The organism is Ruegeria sp. YS9, assembly GCF_024628725.1.
GTDB lineage: Bacteria > Pseudomonadota > Alphaproteobacteria > Rhodobacterales > Rhodobacteraceae > Ruegeria > Ruegeria atlantica_C.
Genome location: NZ_CP102409.1, coordinates 280441 through 298471 on the forward strand (window position 1 = coordinate 280441; position 18031 = coordinate 298471).

The 18031-nt window shown below is 59.0% G+C and carries 18 protein-coding genes; 12 read left to right on the forward strand and 6 right to left on the reverse strand.

From position 1 onward, the window contains the following. Window positions 1-32: 32 nt before the first annotated feature. The 12 genes from NOR97_RS01430 (at window position 33) to NOR97_RS01485 (ending at window position 12584) form a co-directional block, all read left to right on the forward strand. Window positions 33-1049 carry a DNA-directed RNA polymerase subunit alpha gene (locus NOR97_RS01430; protein ID WP_117870179.1) on the forward strand — a complete coding sequence of 339 codons (1017 nt, stop codon included), beginning with the start codon at window positions 33-35 and terminating at the stop codon, window positions 1047-1049. 118 nt (window positions 1050-1167) lie between these two features. Further along, a complete protein-coding gene (gene rplQ / locus NOR97_RS01435; protein ID WP_170476977.1) occupies window positions 1168-1590 on the forward strand; it encodes a 50S ribosomal protein L17 in 423 nt (140 codons plus the stop codon). Window positions 1591-1749: 159 nt separating this feature from the next. Further along, on the forward strand, window positions 1750-3135 hold the full coding sequence (locus tag NOR97_RS01440) for a trypsin-like peptidase domain-containing protein (RefSeq protein ID WP_257599993.1): 1386 nt from the start codon (window positions 1750-1752) through the stop codon (window positions 3133-3135). A 3-nt stretch (window positions 3136-3138) separates the two neighbouring features. Next, window positions 3139-4449 (forward strand): replication-associated recombination protein A, encoded by a 1311-nt coding sequence (locus tag NOR97_RS01445; RefSeq protein WP_257599994.1) that lies wholly within the window; start codon window positions 3139-3141, stop codon window positions 4447-4449. Window positions 4450-4547: 98 nt separating this feature from the next. Next, window positions 4548-5354: a crotonase/enoyl-CoA hydratase family protein gene (locus NOR97_RS01450; protein ID WP_257599995.1), complete on the forward strand. Its 807-nt coding sequence runs from the start codon at window positions 4548-4550 to the stop codon at window positions 5352-5354. A 120-nt stretch (window positions 5355-5474) separates the two neighbouring features. After that, a complete protein-coding gene (locus NOR97_RS01455) occupies window positions 5475-6518 on the forward strand; it encodes an RluA family pseudouridine synthase (protein ID WP_257599996.1) in 1044 nt (347 codons plus the stop codon). Next, window positions 6515-7186 (forward strand): HAD-IA family hydrolase, encoded by a 672-nt coding sequence (locus NOR97_RS01460; protein WP_257599997.1) that lies wholly within the window; start codon window positions 6515-6517, stop codon window positions 7184-7186. Before NOR97_RS01455 ends, NOR97_RS01460 begins: the two co-directional genes overlap by 4 nt. A gap of 3 nt (window positions 7187-7189) precedes the next feature. Continuing rightward, entirely contained in the window at window positions 7190-7897 is a 708-nt protein-coding gene (locus NOR97_RS01465) for an ATP12 family chaperone protein (protein WP_257599998.1), read from the forward strand. 205 nt (window positions 7898-8102) lie between these two features. Next, window positions 8103-9119, forward strand: coding sequence for an amino acid ABC transporter substrate-binding protein (locus NOR97_RS01470; RefSeq protein ID WP_170346448.1), 1017 nt, complete (start codon window positions 8103-8105; stop codon window positions 9117-9119). Window positions 9120-9245: 126 nt separating this feature from the next. After that, window positions 9246-10478: an amino acid ABC transporter permease gene (locus NOR97_RS01475; protein WP_257599999.1), complete on the forward strand. Its 1233-nt coding sequence runs from the start codon at window positions 9246-9248 to the stop codon at window positions 10476-10478. A gap of 3 nt (window positions 10479-10481) precedes the next feature. Continuing rightward, the gene (locus NOR97_RS01480) at window positions 10482-11780 is read left to right on the forward strand and encodes an amino acid ABC transporter permease (RefSeq protein WP_170346450.1); all 1299 of its coding nucleotides are present in this window, start codon (window positions 10482-10484) and stop codon (window positions 11778-11780) included. 12 nt (window positions 11781-11792) lie between these two features. Further along, window positions 11793-12584, forward strand: a complete 792-nt coding sequence (locus NOR97_RS01485) for an amino acid ABC transporter ATP-binding protein (protein WP_170346451.1) — start codon at window positions 11793-11795, stop codon at window positions 12582-12584. A 49-nt stretch (window positions 12585-12633) separates the two neighbouring features. Here the strand turns inward: NOR97_RS01485 and NOR97_RS01490 are convergent, their stop codons facing one another. The 6 genes from NOR97_RS01490 to yidC are packed head-to-tail and all read right to left on the reverse strand — an operon-like array spanning window position 12634 to window position 17974. Continuing rightward, window positions 12634-13131: a histidine phosphatase family protein gene (locus NOR97_RS01490; protein WP_257600000.1), complete on the reverse strand. Its 498-nt coding sequence runs from the start codon at window positions 13129-13131 to the stop codon at window positions 12634-12636. Next, window positions 13128-13814: a ferredoxin gene (locus NOR97_RS01495; RefSeq protein ID WP_257600001.1), complete on the reverse strand. Its 687-nt coding sequence runs from the start codon at window positions 13812-13814 to the stop codon at window positions 13128-13130. The genes NOR97_RS01490 and NOR97_RS01495 overlap by 4 nt, the downstream gene beginning before the upstream one ends. Before the next feature lie 22 nt (window positions 13815-13836). Further along, window positions 13837-14700, reverse strand: coding sequence for an acetylglutamate kinase (gene argB / locus NOR97_RS01500; protein ID WP_117870155.1), 864 nt, complete (start codon window positions 14698-14700; stop codon window positions 13837-13839). Between the two features lie 60 nt (window positions 14701-14760). Beyond that, complete coding sequence (yihA, locus tag NOR97_RS01505) at window positions 14761-15414, reverse strand: ribosome biogenesis GTP-binding protein YihA/YsxC (RefSeq protein ID WP_170346454.1); 654 nt, start codon at window positions 15412-15414, stop codon at window positions 14761-14763. Next, the gene (locus NOR97_RS01510; protein ID WP_257600002.1) at window positions 15411-16148 is read right to left on the reverse strand and encodes an MOSC domain-containing protein; all 738 of its coding nucleotides are present in this window, start codon (window positions 16146-16148) and stop codon (window positions 15411-15413) included. The genes yihA and NOR97_RS01510 overlap by 4 nt, the downstream gene beginning before the upstream one ends. After that, complete coding sequence (gene yidC, locus NOR97_RS01515; protein ID WP_257600003.1) at window positions 16145-17974, reverse strand: membrane protein insertase YidC; 1830 nt, start codon at window positions 17972-17974, stop codon at window positions 16145-16147. The genes NOR97_RS01510 and yidC overlap by 4 nt, the downstream gene beginning before the upstream one ends. Window positions 17975-18031: the final 57 nt, after the last annotated feature.

Consider the following 18031-nt stretch of genomic DNA (forward strand, 5'->3'; position numbering starts at 1 on the left):
TCATGGGGCGCGGACAGGAATGGAGGGATTACATGATCCACAAGAATTGGGCCGAATTGATCAAGCCGACCCAGCTGGAAGCCAAGCCGGGCAATGATCCTGCACGTCAGGCCACCCTGGTTGCCGAACCGCTGGAGCGTGGCTTTGGTCTGACCCTGGGCAACGCCCTGCGCCGCGTTCTGATGAGCTCGCTGCAAGGCGCGGCCATCACCAGCGTCCAGATCGACAACGTCCTGCACGAGTTCAGCTCGGTCGCCGGCGTTCGTGAAGACGTCACCGACATCATCCTGAACCTCAAGCAGGTTGCCCTGCGCATGGAGGTCGAAGGCCCCAAGCGCCTGTCGATCAATGCCAAAGGCCCCGCAGTCGTCACCGCTGGCGACATCAGCGAAAGCGCCGGTATCGAGGTTCTGAACCGTGATCACGTCATCTGCCACCTGGACGATGGCGCAGACCTGTTCATGGAACTGACCGTCAACACTGGCAAGGGCTATGTCTCGGCCGAGAAGAACAAGCCCGAAGACGCACCCATCGGCCTGATCCCGATCGACGCGATCTATTCGCCGGTCAAAAAGGTCGCCTATGACGTTCAGCCGACCCGTGAAGGTCAGGTTCTGGACTATGACAAACTGACCCTGAAGATCGAAACTGACGGTTCGATCACGCCGGAAGACGCGCTGGCCTTTGCCGCTCGTATCCTTCAGGATCAGTTGTCGATCTTCGTCAATTTCGACGAGCCGGAATCGGCAAGCCGTCAGGACGAGGACGATGGTCTGGAGTTCAACCCGCTGCTGCTGAAGAAGGTGGACGAGCTGGAACTGTCGGTCCGTTCGGCAAACTGCCTGAAGAACGACAACATCGTTTACATCGGCGACCTGATCCAGAAGACCGAAGCCGAGATGCTGCGCACCCCGAACTTCGGCCGCAAGTCGCTGAACGAGATCAAGGAAGTGCTGTCCGGCATGGGTCTGCACCTGGGCATGGATGTCGAGGACTGGCCGCCGGACAACATCGAAGATCTGGCGAAGAAATTCGAAGACGCGTTCTAAGCGCGTCTTCCCCAATGCCCGGGCTGCCGGGGACAAAATGGGCATATCCGCCCCAAGGAGAGCCGGTGACACGCATCGCCGGCCAGACAAAGCAAAACGCGAAAGAAGGAACTAGAAAATGCGTCACGCACGTGGTTACCGCCGCCTGAACCGTACTCATGAGCACCGCAAGGCGCTGTTTGCGAACATGGCCGGCTCGCTCATTGAACATGAGCAGATCAAAACAACTCTGCCCAAGGCAAAAGAACTGCGCCCGATCGTTGAAAAACTGATCACTCTGGGCAAGCGCGGCGATCTGCACGCCCGCCGTCAGGCCGCATCGCAGCTGAAAGAAGACAAGGACGTCGCCAAGCTGTTCGAAGTTCTGGGCCCCCGCTACGCCGAGCGTCAGGGCGGTTACGTCCGCATCCTGAAAGCTGGCTTCCGCTATGGCGACATGGCTCCGATGGCGATCATCGAATTCGTTGACCGCGATCTGGACGCCAAAGGCGCGGCCGACAAAGCCCGCGTCGCCGCCGAAGAGGCAGCAGACGAAGAGTAAGACCTGACCCAAGGTCACGATAGAACCTCCGTTCGGGAAACCGGACGGAGGTTTTTTCGTTATGGCATGCCGGGCATGTTGCGGGGCATACCCGACCGCTGACTTGCAATTCAGATTTTGTGTCAGCATATCTGGGCCAATCACAAAAACGGAGCCACCATGATCCGCGTAATGCTGACCCTTGTTGCCTTGACCTGCGCGACGCAAGGAATGGCCGAAACGAAAGTTCCGCAGTCACAGGCCGAGATTTCGTTGGGATTTGCCCCGGTCGTAAAACAAGCTGCGCCGGCGGTTGTGAACATCTATGCCAAGATCGTCCGGCAGGGCCGGGCTAGCCCGTTTTTCTCGGACCCGTTCTTTCAGGATTTCTTTGGCCGGGGATTTGGCGAACCCCGTCAGCGTGTACAAAACTCGCTGGGTTCCGGGGTTATTCTGTCTGACAATGGGTACGTCGTTTCCAACTATCACGTGGTCGGGTCCGCGACCGAGATCCGGGTTGTCACGACGGATCGGCGCGAGTTTTCGGCTGAGGTTGTGCTGGGTCACGAGGAAAGCGATATCGCGATCCTGCGGCTGAAAGAGGCCGAAGACCTGCCTTACCTGACCCTTCGCGATTCCGATCAGGTCGAAGTCGGAGAGCTGGCCCTGGCCATCGGAAACCCGTTCGGGGTGGGGCAGACGGTATCGTCCGGCATCATCTCGGGGCTGGCGCGCACGGGCACGGCAACCGGGAATGGCCGCGGATATTTCATCCAGACGGATGCGGCAATCAACCCGGGCAACTCCGGCGGGGCGCTGATCGATGTGAATGGCCAGCTTATCGGGATCAATACCTCGATTCTGACCCGATCGGGTGGGTCAAACGGAATAGGCTTTGCCATCCCCGCCAATCTGGTGGCGCAATTCCTCAAGCAGGCGCAGCAGGGAAACGAAACCTTCGTCAGCCCGTGGGCAGGAATGTCGGGTCAACACATGAGCGCGGATATCGCGGAATCCCTTGGTCTGGCCATCCCGTTGGGCGTTGTGATCTCTGATCTGCATGAGCTCAGCCCTTTGCGCGACGCAGGGTTCAGAGTGGGAGACGTGGTAACCCATGTGGACGGGGATGAGGTCAATTCACCCGCCGAGATGAAGTTTCGGATGTCGGTTGCTGGAGTGGGCGGAACCTCGGTTCTGACCCGTCTGCGCGGCGACCAAAGTGAAGATGTTGAGGTGGCGCTTATCAAAGCCCCCGATGTTCCGGCCGCCGAAGACACGACGTTGAATGACAGAACCGTTCTTCCGGGGTTGGTGGTGTCCCGGGTCAATCCCGCGGTGATCACCAGGATGGGATTGTCGCTGTCGCAGACCGGTGTCGTCGTGGTGGATCCCGGCCCGTATGGCGGAAGGGCGGGTTTGCGAACCGGTGATATTCTTGAAAGCATCAATGCCGATGAGATCCAGCGCCCTCGGGACGTTGAGACCGCGCTGACCGATCCGGGCCGTTACGTGCAGATAGGTCTGGTGCGCGGGGGGCGGTCCGTCTCTTTGCGGTTCCGGTTGTGACCTGTGAGTGATCTGTTCGATACCGGGGCGGCAGAACCTGCCGCTTCTCCTCACCGGCCTCTGGCTGACCGGTTGCGGCCTCGAACCCTGGCCGAGGTGATCGGGCAGGAACAAGTGCTGGGCCCCGAGGCCCCGCTGGGGGTCATGCTGGCGGCAGGTAGTTTGTCCAGCCTGATCTTCTGGGGTCCACCCGGAGTTGGAAAGACGACGATTGCACGGCTGTTGGCGCAGGAAACCGATCTGCATTTCGTTCAGATCAGTGCGATCTTTACCGGTGTGCCGGATCTGAAGAAAGTTTTCGAGGCCGCGAAAATACGCCGCCAGAACGGGCAGGGCACCTTGTTGTTCGTGGACGAGATCCACCGTTTCAACAAGGCTCAGCAAGATGGGTTTCTGCCCCATATGGAAGACGGCACCATTCTGTTGGTCGGCGCAACGACCGAGAACCCGTCATTCGAGCTGAATGCCGCTGTGCTCAGCCGGTCGCAGGTGCTGGTGCTGGAACGGCTCAGCCTTGCCGATCTGGAGCGTCTGACCCAGCGGGCCGAAAAAGAGCTGAACCATGCGTTGCCATTGACGCCTGCCGCACGCGATGCGTTGCAGGAGATGGCCGATGGCGACGGTCGGGCTTTGCTGAACCTGATCGAACAGGTTTCGGCGTGGAAGGTGGATGCGCCGCTGGGCCCTGATGCGCTGTCGACGCGATTGATGCGGCGGGCCGCAAAATACGACAAGTCCGGTGATGAGCATTACAACCTGATCTCGGCCCTGCACAAATCGGTGCGCGGCTCTGACCCGGATGCGGCTTTGTATTGGTTTGCGCGCATGCTGACCGGGGGCGAGGACCCAAGGTATCTTGCACGCAGGATCACACGCATGGCGGTCGAGGATATAGGCTTGGCCGATCCACAGGCGCAGGCCATTTGCTTGCAATCGTGGGAAACCTACGAACGTCTGGGTTCCCCGGAAGGAGAGTTGGCGCTTGCTCAGGCGCTGGTCTATCTAGCGCTGGCGCCAAAATCCAACGGCACCTATGTCGGCTACAAGGCGGCAATGCGATTGGCCAAGCAGTCGGGCAGCGAGCCACCGCCCAAGCATATCCTGAACGCGCCGACCTCTTTGATGAAGGATCAGGGTTACGGCGCGGGCTATGCCTATGACCATGATGCCGAGGACGGGTTTTCCGGTCAGGACTACTTCCCCGAGACGATGAAACGCCCGGTTCTGTATCAACCGGTCGAACGTGGGTTTGAGCGTGAGCTGAAGAAGCGCCTCGATTACTTTGCCAAGCTGCGGGCGCAGCGTAACAGTTAGTTACGCAGGGTCAGTCGTGGGCGTTCCGCGGCGTCACAGGCGACAGGATTGAAATTGGACGCTTCCCTTGGGTCAACGCTTGCAGGGGAGGACTTGATATGTCGGTTTCAATCGAAAAATCCGAAGATGTCTGGACCGTCGTTCACGACAGGCCGGATGCGCGGAACGCTGTTGATACGGAACATGCCGAGGCTTTGGCAGAGGCATTTCTGAGTTTTGAGGCCAGTTCGGCCAAGGCTGCGGTGTTTTGGGGCAAAGGTGGCAATTTCTGCGCAGGGTGGGATCTGAAACTTGCCGCATCGCTGGCCAATCCGGAACGGCGTGAGGCTTACTTTGATAAACTTGCTTTTCCTATCGGGTCAGCCCCCTCAACGCTTGGGCCGATGGGACCGTCGCGGCTGGAGCTTTCGAAACCCGTCATTGCTGCGGTTGAAGGCGCGGCAGTGGCCGGAGGAATGGAGCTTGCCTTGTGGTGCGATATCCGGGTGATGGCGCAAACCGCTTACATGGGCGTTTTCTGCCGCCGCTGGGGGATCACCCTGATGGATGGTGGCTCGGTCAGGTTGCCGCGTCTGGTGGGGCAGGGCAAGGCGTTGGAAATCGCTCTGACTGGTCGCAACGTCGAAGCTGAAGAGTGTTACAGGATTGGGTTGGCGGAAAAGGTCGTCCCACAAGGCACAGCACGCAGTGCGGCTGAAGACATGGCTCATGAAATCGCCCGTTTCCCGCAAGAGGCCGTTCGGGCAGACCGCCGATCGATCATAGAAACGCGTGGAATGCCGGTACGTGACGCGCTCAAGGTCGAATGGGCCAACGGGTTGGACGCCATTCGCCGTGAAGGTACCGCTGGTGCGGCCCGTTTTCGGGATGGAGCGGGGCGGCACGGCGACTTCTCGAACATCTGAGAACCATAGCCAGATACCTTGACTCTTGCCGCGTTGCGCGCGACAGACGCCCATGATTTCTGGGACACGGGTAAACACGCAATCCGGGCGGATCACCCGCGCGGAACAAGGGGTAATGGCATGAGTGGCGTACAGATGATTACAGTCGCTGAAGGGGATGGGGACCAGCGCGTGGATCGTTGGCTGCGCCGCCTGTTTCCGCATGTCAGCCAGGGGCGCATTGAAAAGATGTGCCGCAAGGGGGAATTGCGTGTTGACGGAAGCCGCGCCAAGGCCTCGACCCGGTTGGAGGCAGGGCAGGTGGTTCGCGTGCCGCCCCTTCCGGATGCCGATCACAAACCGGCCGAGGTCAAGCATCGTATCTCGGATGCGGATGCCAAGATGATCCAGTCCTGCGTGATCTACCGCGACGATCACATTCTGGCCCTGAACAAGCCGCATGGCCTGCCGGTGCAAGGCGGCAGCGGGCAGACCCGGCATGTTGACAGCCTGTCCGAAGCATTGCGGTTCGGCTATGACGAGAACCCTCGGCTGGTCCATAGATTGGACAAGGACACGTCAGGTGTTCTGCTGCTGGCCCGCACGCGGGAGGCCGCCAAGGGTCTGACGGCCGCCTTCCGTCATCGTGATACGCGCAAGATCTACTGGGCGCTGGTTGCCGGTGTTCCGACACCGTACCTGGGTGAGATCAAAACCGGCCTTGTCAAAGCGCCGGGTCATGGCAAGCACGGTGAGGGCGAAAAGATGATCCCCGTGCATATGAACGAAATTGACAGCACTCCGGGCGCGAAACGCGCGCATACGCATTACGCAACCCTCTATCGGGTTGCCAGCCGCGCTGCATGGGTGGCGATGGAGCCGATCACCGGACGGACGCACCAATTGCGGGCTCATATGGCCGCAATCGGGCACCCGATCATCGGCGACGGAAAATACGGCGGTTCGGGTCAGGAAAACCTTGGCGACGGATGGGGCGCGCAACTGGGCGGAGTCATAAGCAAAAAGCTGCATTTGCACGCAAGGCGGCTGTCCTTCCTGCATCCGATGACGCGGAAACCGGTGACGGTGACGGCGCCCCTGCCCGAGCACATGAAACACAGCTGGGACACGTTCGGATGGAGCGAGGATCTGGCGGCTGACGACCCGTTTGAGAAGCTGCAATGAGCGCACCCTTGCGGCTGGTCCTGTTCGACGTCGATGGTACCCTGGTCGACAGTCAGGGCAGCATCGTTCATTCCATGACCGCCAGCTTTCAGGCCGCTTCCGTGCCGGTTCCGACGCGAAAGGCGATCCTGTCCATTGTCGGCTTGTCGCTACCGCACGCCATCGCACGGTTGGCGCCGGAACAGCCCGTCTCGGTCCAGAACGATCTGGTTGAAGGGTATAAAGAGGCCTTTCACGCCCATCGTCTTGAATTGGGCGCGGCAAGTTCGCCGCTGTACCCCGGTGCGCGCGAGGCGATTGAAGCGTTGCATGCCGTGCCCGAAGTGCTTCTTGGCGTGGCAACCGGCAAGTCGCAGCGCGGGTTGGACGCATTGATCGAAGCCCACGGGCTGGAACCGTATTTCGTGACCCGACAGGTCGCGGATCACCACCCGTCAAAGCCGCATCCGTCCATGGTGCAGACCGCATTGGCGGAAACCGGGGTCGATCCGGCCTGTGCAGTGATGATCGGCGACACGAGCTTTGACATGGATATGGCCGCGGCCGCCGGCGTTCGCGGCATCGGCGTCACCTGGGGCTATCACGACCGATCGGCTCTGACGGCAGCTTCTTGTATTGTCGAAACCTTTGACCAGTTGCCCAATGCGCTGGCTGGGATGTGGAATTGAAAGATGAGTGACTGGAAACCGAAACGCTTCTGGAAGGACAGCACCGTTGTCGCGGTTGATGGCGGCTTCACCGTCGAACTGGATGGCCGCAGGGTCAAAACACCCGCCAAGGCAGACCTGATCCTGCCAACCCGCCCCATGGCCGAAGCGGTGGCAGGGGAATGGGACGCCCAGGAAAAAGAGGTTGATCCTGCCGCGATGCCTTTCACCCGTTCTGCAAATGCAGCGATTGACAAAGTCCGCATCCAGCACGGCGAAGTTGCCGACATGCTGGCCGATTATGGCGATTCTGATTTGTTGTGCTATCGCGCAACCCACCCGCAGGAGTTGCATGATCGTCAGAGCGCCGAATGGGATCCCGCCCTGGATTGGGCCGAGACCGCACTGTCCGCCCGTCTGGTTCCGGTTGCCGGGGTTCTGCATCAACCGCAGTCGGAATCCGCCCTGGCGACATTGCGATCTCGGGTGCACGGGCTGGATGCGTTCCAACTGGCCGCTTTTCACGATCTGGTCAGCCTGTCGGGGTCATTGATTCTTGGCTTTGCGGCCGCCATGAATTGGCGCAATCCGGACGAAATATGGCGCATTTCAAGATTGGATGAAACCTGGCAGATTGAACAATGGGGCCATGACGAAGAAGCCCATCAGGTTGCCGAGACCAAGAAAGCGGCATTCATGCATGCCAAACGCTTCTTTGACATATCGGTTTGATCCTAAATTCCGGTTTTTTGAGCAAATCTGTAAACAGCTTGGGGCCTGATCCATCGTTTTCGATGATCCGGCCCTTGACGTTTGTTTATGAATACGCCCAAACTCGGTGCCACTAAAGGGGAGACACCTTTGGGGTAACCTATCCGGCATCCACTTGCCGGGCAGAGCCGTCTCGGACGGGGCGGAAAATCAGGAAGAGGTAAAAATGAAAAAATCCGTATTCTTGGGCGCGGCAACGATTGCCGGTCTTGCTGCTGGCGCAGCCATGGCAGGGACCGTTGACGACGTTAAAGCACGCGGCAAGCTGAATTGTGGTGTGACCACCGGTCTGGTTGGTTTTGCTGCGCCCGACGCCAATGGCGAATGGCAGGGCTTTGACGTATCGCTGTGCCGCGCCGTTGCTGCTGCCGTTCTGGGCGACGCCAACGCCGTTGAATTCGTTCCGACCACCGGTAAGACACGCTTTACCGCTCTGGCCTCTGGCGAGATCGACATGCTGGCACGGAACACCACCTGGACCTTCAGCCGCGACGTCGACCTGAAGTTCGAATTCACCGGCGTGAACTATTATGACGGTCAGGGCTTCATGGTTCCCAAGGCGCTGGGCGTCAGCTCGGCCAAGGAACTGGACGGCGCCCGTGTCTGCATCCAGACCGGTACCACCACCGAGCTGAACCTGGCCGATTTCTTCCGTGCCAACAACATCAGCTACGAGCCGGTTCCGATCGAAACCAACGCCGAAGCGCAGCAGCAGTACCTGGCTGGTGCATGTGACGTTTACACCACCGACGCATCGGGTCTGGCTGCAACCCGCGCCACCTTCGAAGCGCCGGACGAGCACATCCTGCTGCCCGAAATCATCTCGAAAGAGCCGCTGGGCCCGCTGGTCCGTCATGGCGACCACGAGTGGGGCGACGTCGTGCGCTGGACTCTGAACGCACTGATTTCGGCTGAAGAGCTGGGCGTGACATCGGCAAACATCGACGAACTGAGCGCCGGCACCGACAACCCGGAAATCAACCGCCTGCTGGGTACAGAAGGCACTCTGGGTGAAATGCTGGGTCTGGACGCCGACTGGGCTGCCAAAGCGATCAAAGCTGGCGGCAACTATGGTGAAATCTTCGCCAAGAACATCGGTGAAGAAACACCGATCGGTCTGGCGCGCGGCCTGAACGCACAGTGGACCGAAGGTGGTCTGCTGTACTCGCCGCCGTTCCGTTAAGGCATAAATGGAGGAGGGCGCAGGGCAACCTGCGCCCTTTTCTACAATAAATTGCTGCGGGCAGATGCAGAGCGGGGAAAACCTCGCCGATATTTAACAGCTCGCAAGCCACGGGGATCCCAAAATATGTCGACTATGACTGACCCACCGAAAGCTGATTTTCGGTTGTCTATGCTCATAAACGATACCCGCTATCGCTCTCTTACATTTCAGGTGATTGCGGCCATCGTCATTGCGCTTTCGATCTGGTATCTGGGCAACAACCTGATCCAGAACCTCAGGGCCGCAGGGCTCAATATTTCCTATTCTTTCCTCGGCGATTCCGCCGGGTATGACATCAACCAGCGTCTTGTAGAATATGACAGTCAGTCATCACATGCACGCGCGGCACTTGTAGGTTTGCTGAACACATTGCTCGTGGCCTTTCTGGCCTGTATCACTGCAACTGTTTTCGGTGTGATCGCGGGTGTTCTGAGACTGTCGAACAACTGGCTCGTATCGAAGCTGATGGCAGTATATGTCGAGATCTTCCGGAACATACCGGTGCTGATCTGGATCATCATCATCTTCACGATCATGACGGCCGTGCTGCCGCCGCCAAGCGCGTTCCGAGGGGAAAACCCGACGTCATCGATGCTGTTTGGGTCCTTTGCCTTTACCAATCGGGGCATCTATTTCCCGCGTCCTGAATTCGCCAATGGCTTGTTTGCATCGGCAGCCCTGAACTGGTTGCTGGTCATCGCCGTCCTGATCGGATCGTGGTTCGTCAGCGGCGAAGTCGAAAAGCGCGCAACCAAGAAGCAGGAAGAAACCGGCGAGCGTCCCGCGACGCTGTTGCCGAAACTGGCAATCTGGCTGGTGCCTTTTGTGCTGTTGATGATCATCATGGGCTTGACCTGGGATGTCCCCGAACTGAAGCGCTTTAACTTCAGCGGCGGACTGAATGCCGGCGGTCCTCTGATTGCACTGTGGTTCGCCCTGTCGATCTATACCGGTGCCTTTATCGCGGAAAACGTGCGTGCGGGTATTCAGGCGATCAGCAAAGGTCAGACCGAGGCCGCAGCCGCACTGGGCCTGCGTCAGGGACGGATCATGAAACTGGTCATCCTGCCCCAGGCATTGCGTGTCATCATCCCGCCGCTGATCTCGCAGTATCTGAACATCACCAAGAACTCGTCTCTTGCGATTGCCGTGGGCTATGCGGATATCACCGCAACACTGGGTGGTATTACCCTGAACCAGACCGGCCGGGCGATTGAATGCGTTCTGCTGCTGATGTTGTTCTACCTCACGGCCTCGCTGCTGATTTCGACCGGGATGAACATCTACAACGCTTCCGTCAAGCTGAAGGAGCGCTGAGCCATGAGTGATCAAGCAACAAACCCGATCGCCTTCGTGGCCGAAGGCACCATCCCGCCCTCACCGCCGCCGGCGAATGAGACCGGCGTCATCAAATGGCTGCGCGAGAATCTGTTTTCCGGGGTCGTCAATTCGATCCTGACAGTTCTGTCGCTGATCCTGATCTACATTCTTCTCAAGAATACCCTGCCATGGATTCTGAACGGAGTGTGGAATGCCAACTCGCTGGCGGAATGCCGCGAAATTCTGGGGGACAAGACCGGAGCCTGTTTCGCGGTTCTGACGGAACGCTGGCCGCAGCTGATCTATGGGTTCAAATACCCCGTCGATGCCTATTGGCGGCCGAACCTGGCCTTTGTGCTGATGCTGGTGGCGATTGCGCCGGTGCTGTTCTTTGACCTGCCCCGCAAGATGCTGTTGTTCACGGCGGTCTATCCCTTCCTGGCTTTCTGGCTGATCTGGGGTGGCACGATCCTTGTGCCTCTGGTTGCACTTGTTGGCTGCATAGCCGCCGGTGGTGTCTTCCAGAAGCTGGGCAACAACAGCTTTGCCGCCGGGTTCTTCGGAGCAATCGTGACCGCGCTGGTCATCTGGAACGTCGGAGGGGCCCTGATCCCGGAAGGCGCATCAGAAAACGCGTGGCTGTCGGCCGTTCCCAGCCGTGACCTGGGTGGCTTCATGCTGAACATGATGCTGGGCGTGACCTGTGTGTCGCTGTCGGTACCACTCGGGATCGCATTGGCCTTGGGGCGACAGTCGAACATGCCGCTGATCAAGTGGGTCTGTGTCATCTTCATCGAGTTCATCCGCGGCGTGCCTCTGATCACGCTGCTGTTCGTGGCTTCGGTGATGCTGGCCTATTTCTTCCCGCCTGACAGCACGGTCGACCTGTTCCTGCGCGTTGTGATCATGATCACCATGTTCTCGTCCGCCTATATCGCCGAGGTGATCCGCGGCGGTCTGGCAGCGCTTCCGCGTGGGCAGTACGAGGCCGCAGACAGTCTTGGGCTGGATTATCCGCAGGCGATGCGGCTTATCATCCTGCCACAGGCGCTGAAGATCTCGATCCCCGGGATCGTGAACGTGGCCGTGGGCCTGTTCAAGGATACGACACTGGTTTCGGTCATTTCGATGTTCGATCTGGTGGGCATGATCCGTGGTCCCATCCTGGCGTCGACCGAATGGAACGGCGTCTACTGGGAGCTTCTGGGCTTTGCCGCGCTTCTGTTCTTCGTCGTCTGTTACGGCATCTCTCAATATTCTCAGTGGCTCGAGCGTCGCCTTGCCACAGATCATCGTTAAGGAGTTCAACACATGTCTGAACTTGCAATCGACCGCGAAATCGACCGCTCCAAGATGCAGGTGAGCGACGAGGTCGCCATCGAAATCAACCAAATGAACAAGTGGTACGGGTCCTTCCACGTGCTGCGCGACATCAATCTGACCGTCAATCAGGGCGAGCGGATCGTGATCGCGGGCCCGTCGGGATCGGGCAAATCCACGCTGATCCGCTGTCTGAACGCGCTGGAGGAACACCAGCAGGGCACGATCGTGGTGGACGGGATCGAGCTGTCGAATGACCTGAAGAACATCGACAAGATCCGCTCCGAGGTTGGGATGGTGTTCCAGCACTTCAACCTGTTCCCGCATCTGACCATTCTGGAAAACTGTACGCTGGCCCCGATCTGGGTGCGCAAGACGCCCAAGAAAGAGGCCGAAGAGCGCGCGATGCACTTCCTGGAAAAGGTGAAAATTCCCGAACAGGCCGACAAGTATCCCGGTCAGCTTTCGGGTGGTCAGCAGCAGCGTGTGGCGATTGCCCGCTCGCTCTGCATGATGCCGCGGATCATGTTGTTCGATGAACCGACATCGGCGCTGGACCCCGAGATGATCAAAGAGGTGCTCGACACCATGATCGAACTGGCCGAGGAAGGCATGACCATGCTGTGCGTGACGCACGAGATGGGTTTTGCCCGTCAGGTCGCCAACCGCGTGATCTTCATGGATGCCGGGCAGATCGTGGAACAGAACGAACCCGAAGAGTTCTTCAACAACCCGCAAAGCGAGCGGACCAAACTGTTCCTGAGCCAGATTCTGGGTCACTGACCCGCACAAAGGCGGAAAGAATGAAGGCGGGGTATAGCCCCGCCTTTTTTTATTCGATCAACTCACGCGGGATGGTGAACCCCAACACTGTCCCGGTTTGCCATCGGACCTCGGCCCAGCTGTTGATGTCGAATGACATGACCGTTGTTGCACAGGTTGGATAATCGAAAAAGCGTGCATGATCTGGCGGTTGTCGCACCAGACGGTTGGCGAAATCGGCGATCCCGGGATTGTGACCCAGCATCAATACAGCCGGTTCCGTAGCGCCCGAAAGCTCTCGCAGCATGACCTTTGAATCAGCGTGGTAGAGCGCGCTGAGAAAACTGATTTTTTTGGCCTGCAAACCCATGCGATCCCATGTCTCGCGGGTGCGGGTTGATGTGGAGCTGAGAACTTCATCCGGTAGCCAGCCGTGGTGACGCAACCAAGCAGCGATGGCCGGGGCTGACTTTCGTCCACGCTTGTTCAGCGGGCGGTCATGATCACCAAGACCCGGGCTATCCCAGCTTGATTTCGCATGACGTGTCAGGATCAGAATTCGGGTCATGACGGATGAAAGGCTTTCATGTGATGGGCCGATTGTTCGGGGTCGCGTCCTGCGCCCGCGCTCAGGGGGCAGGCAAGGCGGGCCAGACACCCACCAGACATGCAGGTCTGACCTTCAGCGGTGCCAAGATGGTCGTGGCATGCAGCGACGTCATAGAAATCCTGCGCGTTCAGCGCGCTGACCGGACAGGTCGTCGTGCAAGGCGCGGCGCAGGTTTCGCAAGGCGACACGCCGGCAGGGGCTGGGATGGCGAACTCTTCGGCAAAATGCAGTGCGCCCCGATAGGAAATCATCATGCCAACGGTATCATGCACCAATGCCCCGACCGGGCTGCTGAACGTCCGTCCAGATTTGAGCGCCCAGTCGATGAATGGCGTGTAAGGGGGGCCGCTAAACGGAAAATACGCCCGGGCGCCGAGCGCCTTGGCCATCTGACTGACCACCCTTTTCGACCATCGGTCAACGGGGTCGGCCTGGTGCCATTCTGGTGAGGCTTTCAGTGCGGGCCAGAAGTCCGGCCCAGCCCCCAACAGGATCAGCGTACCGGTGTCGAGGTCTTGGGCTGCAACGTGGCGAGGATGCAGTGCGCCCATGACCAACAAACCAGCATGACGGGCGGCGTTTTCAACCTGTTCATAAGGCGTCGCGTCACGATCAGAGGAAGGCTGTGCAAGATGTGTCATGTCTCCTCCTCTCGTGCGGGGGTCAGTCCGGGCGTATCAGTGACCCGGCCCCGTGTTCGGTGAACAGCTCCAGCAGCACGGCATTCGGTGCACGCCCGTCCAATATGACAACCGCCCGCACGCCGCTGTGCAGGGCGTCCAGCGCGGTTTCCGTCTTGGGTATCATGCCGCCTGCAATGGTGCCTTCGCGGGTCATTTCCCTTATCTGACCGGCCTTGAGTTCGGTCACGACATCACCCGCCGCGTTCTTGACACCGGAAACATCCGTCAGCAGCAACAGACGGTCTGCCTTGAGCGCAGATGCGATTGCCCCGGCTGCCGTGTCACCATTGACGTTGAATGTCTCACCGTCGCGGCCTGCACCAAGCGGCGCAATGACCGGGATTACGTCATGGGAAAACAGATCGTGCAGGATCTTCGGATTCATCTCGGCCGGAGTGCCGACAAAGCCCAGCGACGCATCTGTCTGATCGCAGACCATCAGGCTTGCGTCCTTGCCAGACAAGCCCACGGCCGACCCGCCCTGATCATTGATCGCCTGTACGATGCGTTTGTTCACGAGGCCGGACAGAACCATTTCGACCACTTCAACCGTGGCCTTGTCGGTCACTCGCTTGCCGTTCACGAAATCGGATTGAATGTCCAGCTTGCCCAGCATTGCATTGATCATCGGACCACCGCCGTGGACGACCACCGGGTTCACACCCACCTGGCGCATCAGAACCACGTCCCGGGCAAAGCTTTCCATCGCCTCGTCGCTGCCCATGGCGTGCCCGCCAAGTTTGATGACGACAATGGCTCCATCATAGCGCTGCAAATAGGGCAGGGCGCTGTTGAGTGTGGCTGCGGTGGCGATCCAGTCCCGGTTCATATCTCGTGTCTTCATAGATAAAGTCCTTCTGGAAAACCGTGTTAGGACCTTTGCCCCACGCTGCCAAGGGCGAAGCTATTCCAGATGCGCAATGATGGACCGCAGGGTCGCGATGCCATCACCCTTTTCGGAAGACGTGAGCACAATCTCCGGAAAAGCTGCGGGATGTTTGGACAACGCAGCCCGGGTTTGTTCCAACACCTTCTCGCGTTCGTTGGCTTTGACCTTGTCTGCCTTGGTCAGTACGCATTGAAACGTCACGGCGCTGGTGTCCAGCAACTTCATGATTTCGTCATCGACCGGTTTTACCCCGTGGCGCGAGTCTATCAGGACAAAGGCACGGCGCAACGTCTGGCGCCCGCTGAGATATTGTTTCAGCAGCTTCTGCCACTTCTCGACCACTTTCACCGGGGCGTTTGCATAGCCATAGCCCGGCAGGTCCACGAGATAGAGTTCCGGGCCTTGGGTGAAAAAGTTGATCTCTTGCGTGCGGCCGGGTGTGTTGGATGCGCGGGCCAGACCCTTCGTGCCGGTCAAGGCATTGATCAGGCTGGACTTGCCCACGTTCGAACGCCCCGCAAAACAGACTTCCAACCGGTCCGGGGCAGGCAGACCGTTCATGGCGACAACGCCTTTGACGAACTCGGACGGGCCTGCAAACAGTTTGCGGCCTCGTTCCAGGGCGAATTCATCCGGGTCTTCGGCCAGGGGGAAGGGAAGCGTGGTCATAGCACCTGCACCTCATCGTTGACGCGGATTTCGCCGCCCTGAAGGACCTCGGCGTAAACGCCGAAATCCTGATGATCCCATCTGTTCAGGGCGCGCAGCGTGTCCGCGTCCCTCTCACCGGTTTCGGGATTGGCAGTGGTGGCCATACACCGCGTGATCCGCTCGCGTACGCGAAGCACGGCCTCGCCTATGCGCACGTCACGGCCCAGCCAGTCAAACTCATCCCATAACGGCAGACCTTCGAACCAGATATTGCCGCGCCACCGAACAATGGACAGAGTCTGGCCCAGCTTCTGTTCGACTGCGCGATGCGATGCCATGTTGCACAGGCTGATCGACGGAAAATCGCTGTCGGTCATGCCGCGCCCGGGAACCCGAACGATCCGGGCTGATGCAGCGCGATCCGCAGGCATAAGCGGCTTTACCCAGTCCAGAAAGACTTCCTGTTCCGTATCAGGTTCAAAAGTCAATTCCGGTCGCTGCGGGTGGCGCAGTGTAACCCGTTCGCCCTGCAATTCGGCCGAAATGGCCATCAACTGAGGCGCTTTTGAACCGCGGCTGAAATTGAAACAGGGGGCCCATTCAGAACCATCGGTTTTGGCGGCCTCATGAGCGACCGCCCAAACGCGATCCCCGGGCATGGTCTGCCCGGGGATGAGTGTGACTTGGCTCAGGGCTTCACGCCCGTGGCTTTTGATCGGGTGGCGCCAAAGGCCTGAAACCGTTCCGCTCATTTGTTGTCCGTATTTGGCGTCCGCTTGAAACCGGACTTGATGTTTCCGAACACGTCCGGCTTGTAGCCTTGGCTGCGCATGATCAGATATTGCTGTGTGAACGTGATCGTGTTGTTCGCGATCCAGTATACGACCAGGCCACTGGCGAAACCACCCAGCATGAACATGAAGACCCAAGGCATCCAGGCAAAGATCATTGCCTGCGTCGGATCGGTTGGTGCCGGGTTCAGTTTCTGCTGCAACCACATCGAAATACCCAGCAGCAGCGGCAGAATGCCGATGAAGATCAACGCCATCAGGCTGTCAGGCTGCGGGCCGGCCCAAGGCAGCAAGCCAAAGAGATTCATGATCGAAGTCGGATCCGGCGCGCTCAGGTCCTGGAACGGGCCGAACCAAGGGGCCTGACGCAGTTCGATCGTCACGAAAATAACCTTGTACAGCGAGAAGAAGATTGGAATCTGCAACAGAATGGGCAGACAACCCGCGGCAGGGTTTACCTTTTCCTTTTTGTACAGCTCCATCATGCCCTGCTGCATCTTCTGACGGTCGTCGCCGGCGGCTTCTTTCAGGGCTTCCATCTGCGGCTGCAATTCCTTCATCTTCGCCATCGAGACGTAGGATTTGAAGGCCAGCGGGAACAGGATAGCCTTGATGATCAGCGTCAGTCCGATGATCGACCAGCCCATGTTTCCGATCAGGGCATTGATGTTGTGCAGCAGCCAGAAGATCGGCTTGGTCAGGAAGTAGAACCACCCCCAGTCGATGCTGTCGATGAACTTCTGAACACCTTCCGCCTGATACTCTCGGATGGTTTCCCATTCCTTGGCGCCGGCGAAAAGCCTGGTTGTGACCTCTTCCGTGGCGCCGGGCGCGACTGTAAGGGTCGGCAGAACCGTTTCCGTCTGGTAAATCTTGCGACGTGAATCGTATTTGGCAGCGGCCTTGAACGCTGAACCCTCGGCCGGGATCAGGGTGGTCATCCAGTAGTGATCCGTGAACCCGATCCAGCCGCCTTCTTTGACCTGATAGACCTCGGCCTGCGCGCGTTCATTGGGGTCGATATCGAAATCGCGCACATCGCCATAGTCGATCTCATCCAGAACGCCGTCAGCCATGACCATGACGCCTTCGTGCAGAATGAAGAAGTTCTTCAGGCCGGGCAGGTCACCGTCTTCGCCCATGCCGTGGCGTGCCAGAATGCCGTAGGGGGCCATGCCGACCTCGGCGTCCGTGGTGTTCTCGACCGACTGGGTGACCGAGAACATGTAGTTTTCATCCACGGCAATGGTGCGGCGGAAGGTGAGGCCGTTTCCATTGTCCCAGGCCAGCGTGATCGGAGTATCAACACCCAGAGTTTCGCCCTGCTCAAGCGTCCAAAGAGTGTTCGGGCCGGGAACGTCCGTGACCGACAGGCCCGCGCCGGGGGCCCAGCCGTAAAGGGCATAATAGGCCGAGTCACTTCCAACCGGGGACAGAAGTTCGACGATCGGAGAATCCTCGTCCAGTGAAACCTTGTAATCCTTCAGCGACAGCTCATCAATTCGGCCACCGGCAAGCGACAGGCTACCCGTCAGGCGGGGCGTGTCGATGCTGACGCGGGGCGCCTCGGTTTCGGCTTCGGCTTCGGTGGCGGTTGCAGTTGCTTCGCCGACCGTACCGGTGTCGGCGGCGCTGGGCGTCTGAACCTCATTCCCTTCGATGCTGGCGATTTCAGCCTGTTCCGTGGTTGGCGTCGGTTCCGGAGGAGGGAACAGCACGAACCAGACCAGGATCACGAGAAAGCTGAGCGCGGTTGCGAGGATGAGATTCTTGTTCTGATCGTCCATCTGGGACAGCCACCTTGAGCAGTGAAAGACACCCGCAGGGTTCAACAGAGTGCAGGC

What these genes read in the sequence shown, in the direction of transcription:
- NOR97_RS01430 (WP_117870179.1), top strand. Translation starts at nt 33, where the DNA reads ATGATCCACAAGAATTGGGCCGAATTGATCAAGCCGACCCAGCTGGAA.
- rplQ (WP_170476977.1), top strand. Translation starts at nt 1,168, where the DNA reads ATGCGTCACGCACGTGGTTACCGCCGCCTGAACCGTACTCATGAGCAC.
- NOR97_RS01440 (WP_257599993.1), top strand. Translation starts at nt 1,750, where the DNA reads ATGATCCGCGTAATGCTGACCCTTGTTGCCTTGACCTGCGCGACGCAA.
- NOR97_RS01450 (WP_257599995.1), top strand. Translation starts at nt 4,548, where the DNA reads ATGTCGGTTTCAATCGAAAAATCCGAAGATGTCTGGACCGTCGTTCAC.
- NOR97_RS01455 (WP_257599996.1), top strand. Translation starts at nt 5,475, where the DNA reads ATGAGTGGCGTACAGATGATTACAGTCGCTGAAGGGGATGGGGACCAG.
- NOR97_RS01460 (WP_257599997.1), top strand. Translation starts at nt 6,515, where the DNA reads ATGAGCGCACCCTTGCGGCTGGTCCTGTTCGACGTCGATGGTACCCTG.
- NOR97_RS01465 (WP_257599998.1), top strand. Translation starts at nt 7,190, where the DNA reads ATGAGTGACTGGAAACCGAAACGCTTCTGGAAGGACAGCACCGTTGTC.
- NOR97_RS01470 (WP_170346448.1), top strand. Translation starts at nt 8,103, where the DNA reads ATGAAAAAATCCGTATTCTTGGGCGCGGCAACGATTGCCGGTCTTGCT.
- NOR97_RS01475 (WP_257599999.1), top strand. Translation starts at nt 9,246, where the DNA reads ATGTCGACTATGACTGACCCACCGAAAGCTGATTTTCGGTTGTCTATG.
- NOR97_RS01480 (WP_170346450.1), top strand. Translation starts at nt 10,482, where the DNA reads ATGAGTGATCAAGCAACAAACCCGATCGCCTTCGTGGCCGAAGGCACC.
- NOR97_RS01485 (WP_170346451.1), top strand. Translation starts at nt 11,793, where the DNA reads ATGTCTGAACTTGCAATCGACCGCGAAATCGACCGCTCCAAGATGCAG.
- NOR97_RS01490 (WP_257600000.1), bottom strand. Translation starts at nt 13,131, where the DNA reads ATGACCCGAATTCTGATCCTGACACGTCATGCGAAATCAAGCTGGGAT.
- NOR97_RS01495 (WP_257600001.1), bottom strand. Translation starts at nt 13,814, where the DNA reads ATGACACATCTTGCACAGCCTTCCTCTGATCGTGACGCGACGCCTTAT.
- argB (WP_117870155.1), bottom strand. Translation starts at nt 14,700, where the DNA reads ATGAAGACACGAGATATGAACCGGGACTGGATCGCCACCGCAGCCACA.
- yihA (WP_170346454.1), bottom strand. Translation starts at nt 15,414, where the DNA reads ATGACCACGCTTCCCTTCCCCCTGGCCGAAGACCCGGATGAATTCGCC.
- NOR97_RS01510 (WP_257600002.1), bottom strand. Translation starts at nt 16,148, where the DNA reads ATGAGCGGAACGGTTTCAGGCCTTTGGCGCCACCCGATCAAAAGCCAC.
- yidC (WP_257600003.1), bottom strand. Translation starts at nt 17,974, where the DNA reads ATGGACGATCAGAACAAGAATCTCATCCTCGCAACCGCGCTCAGCTTT.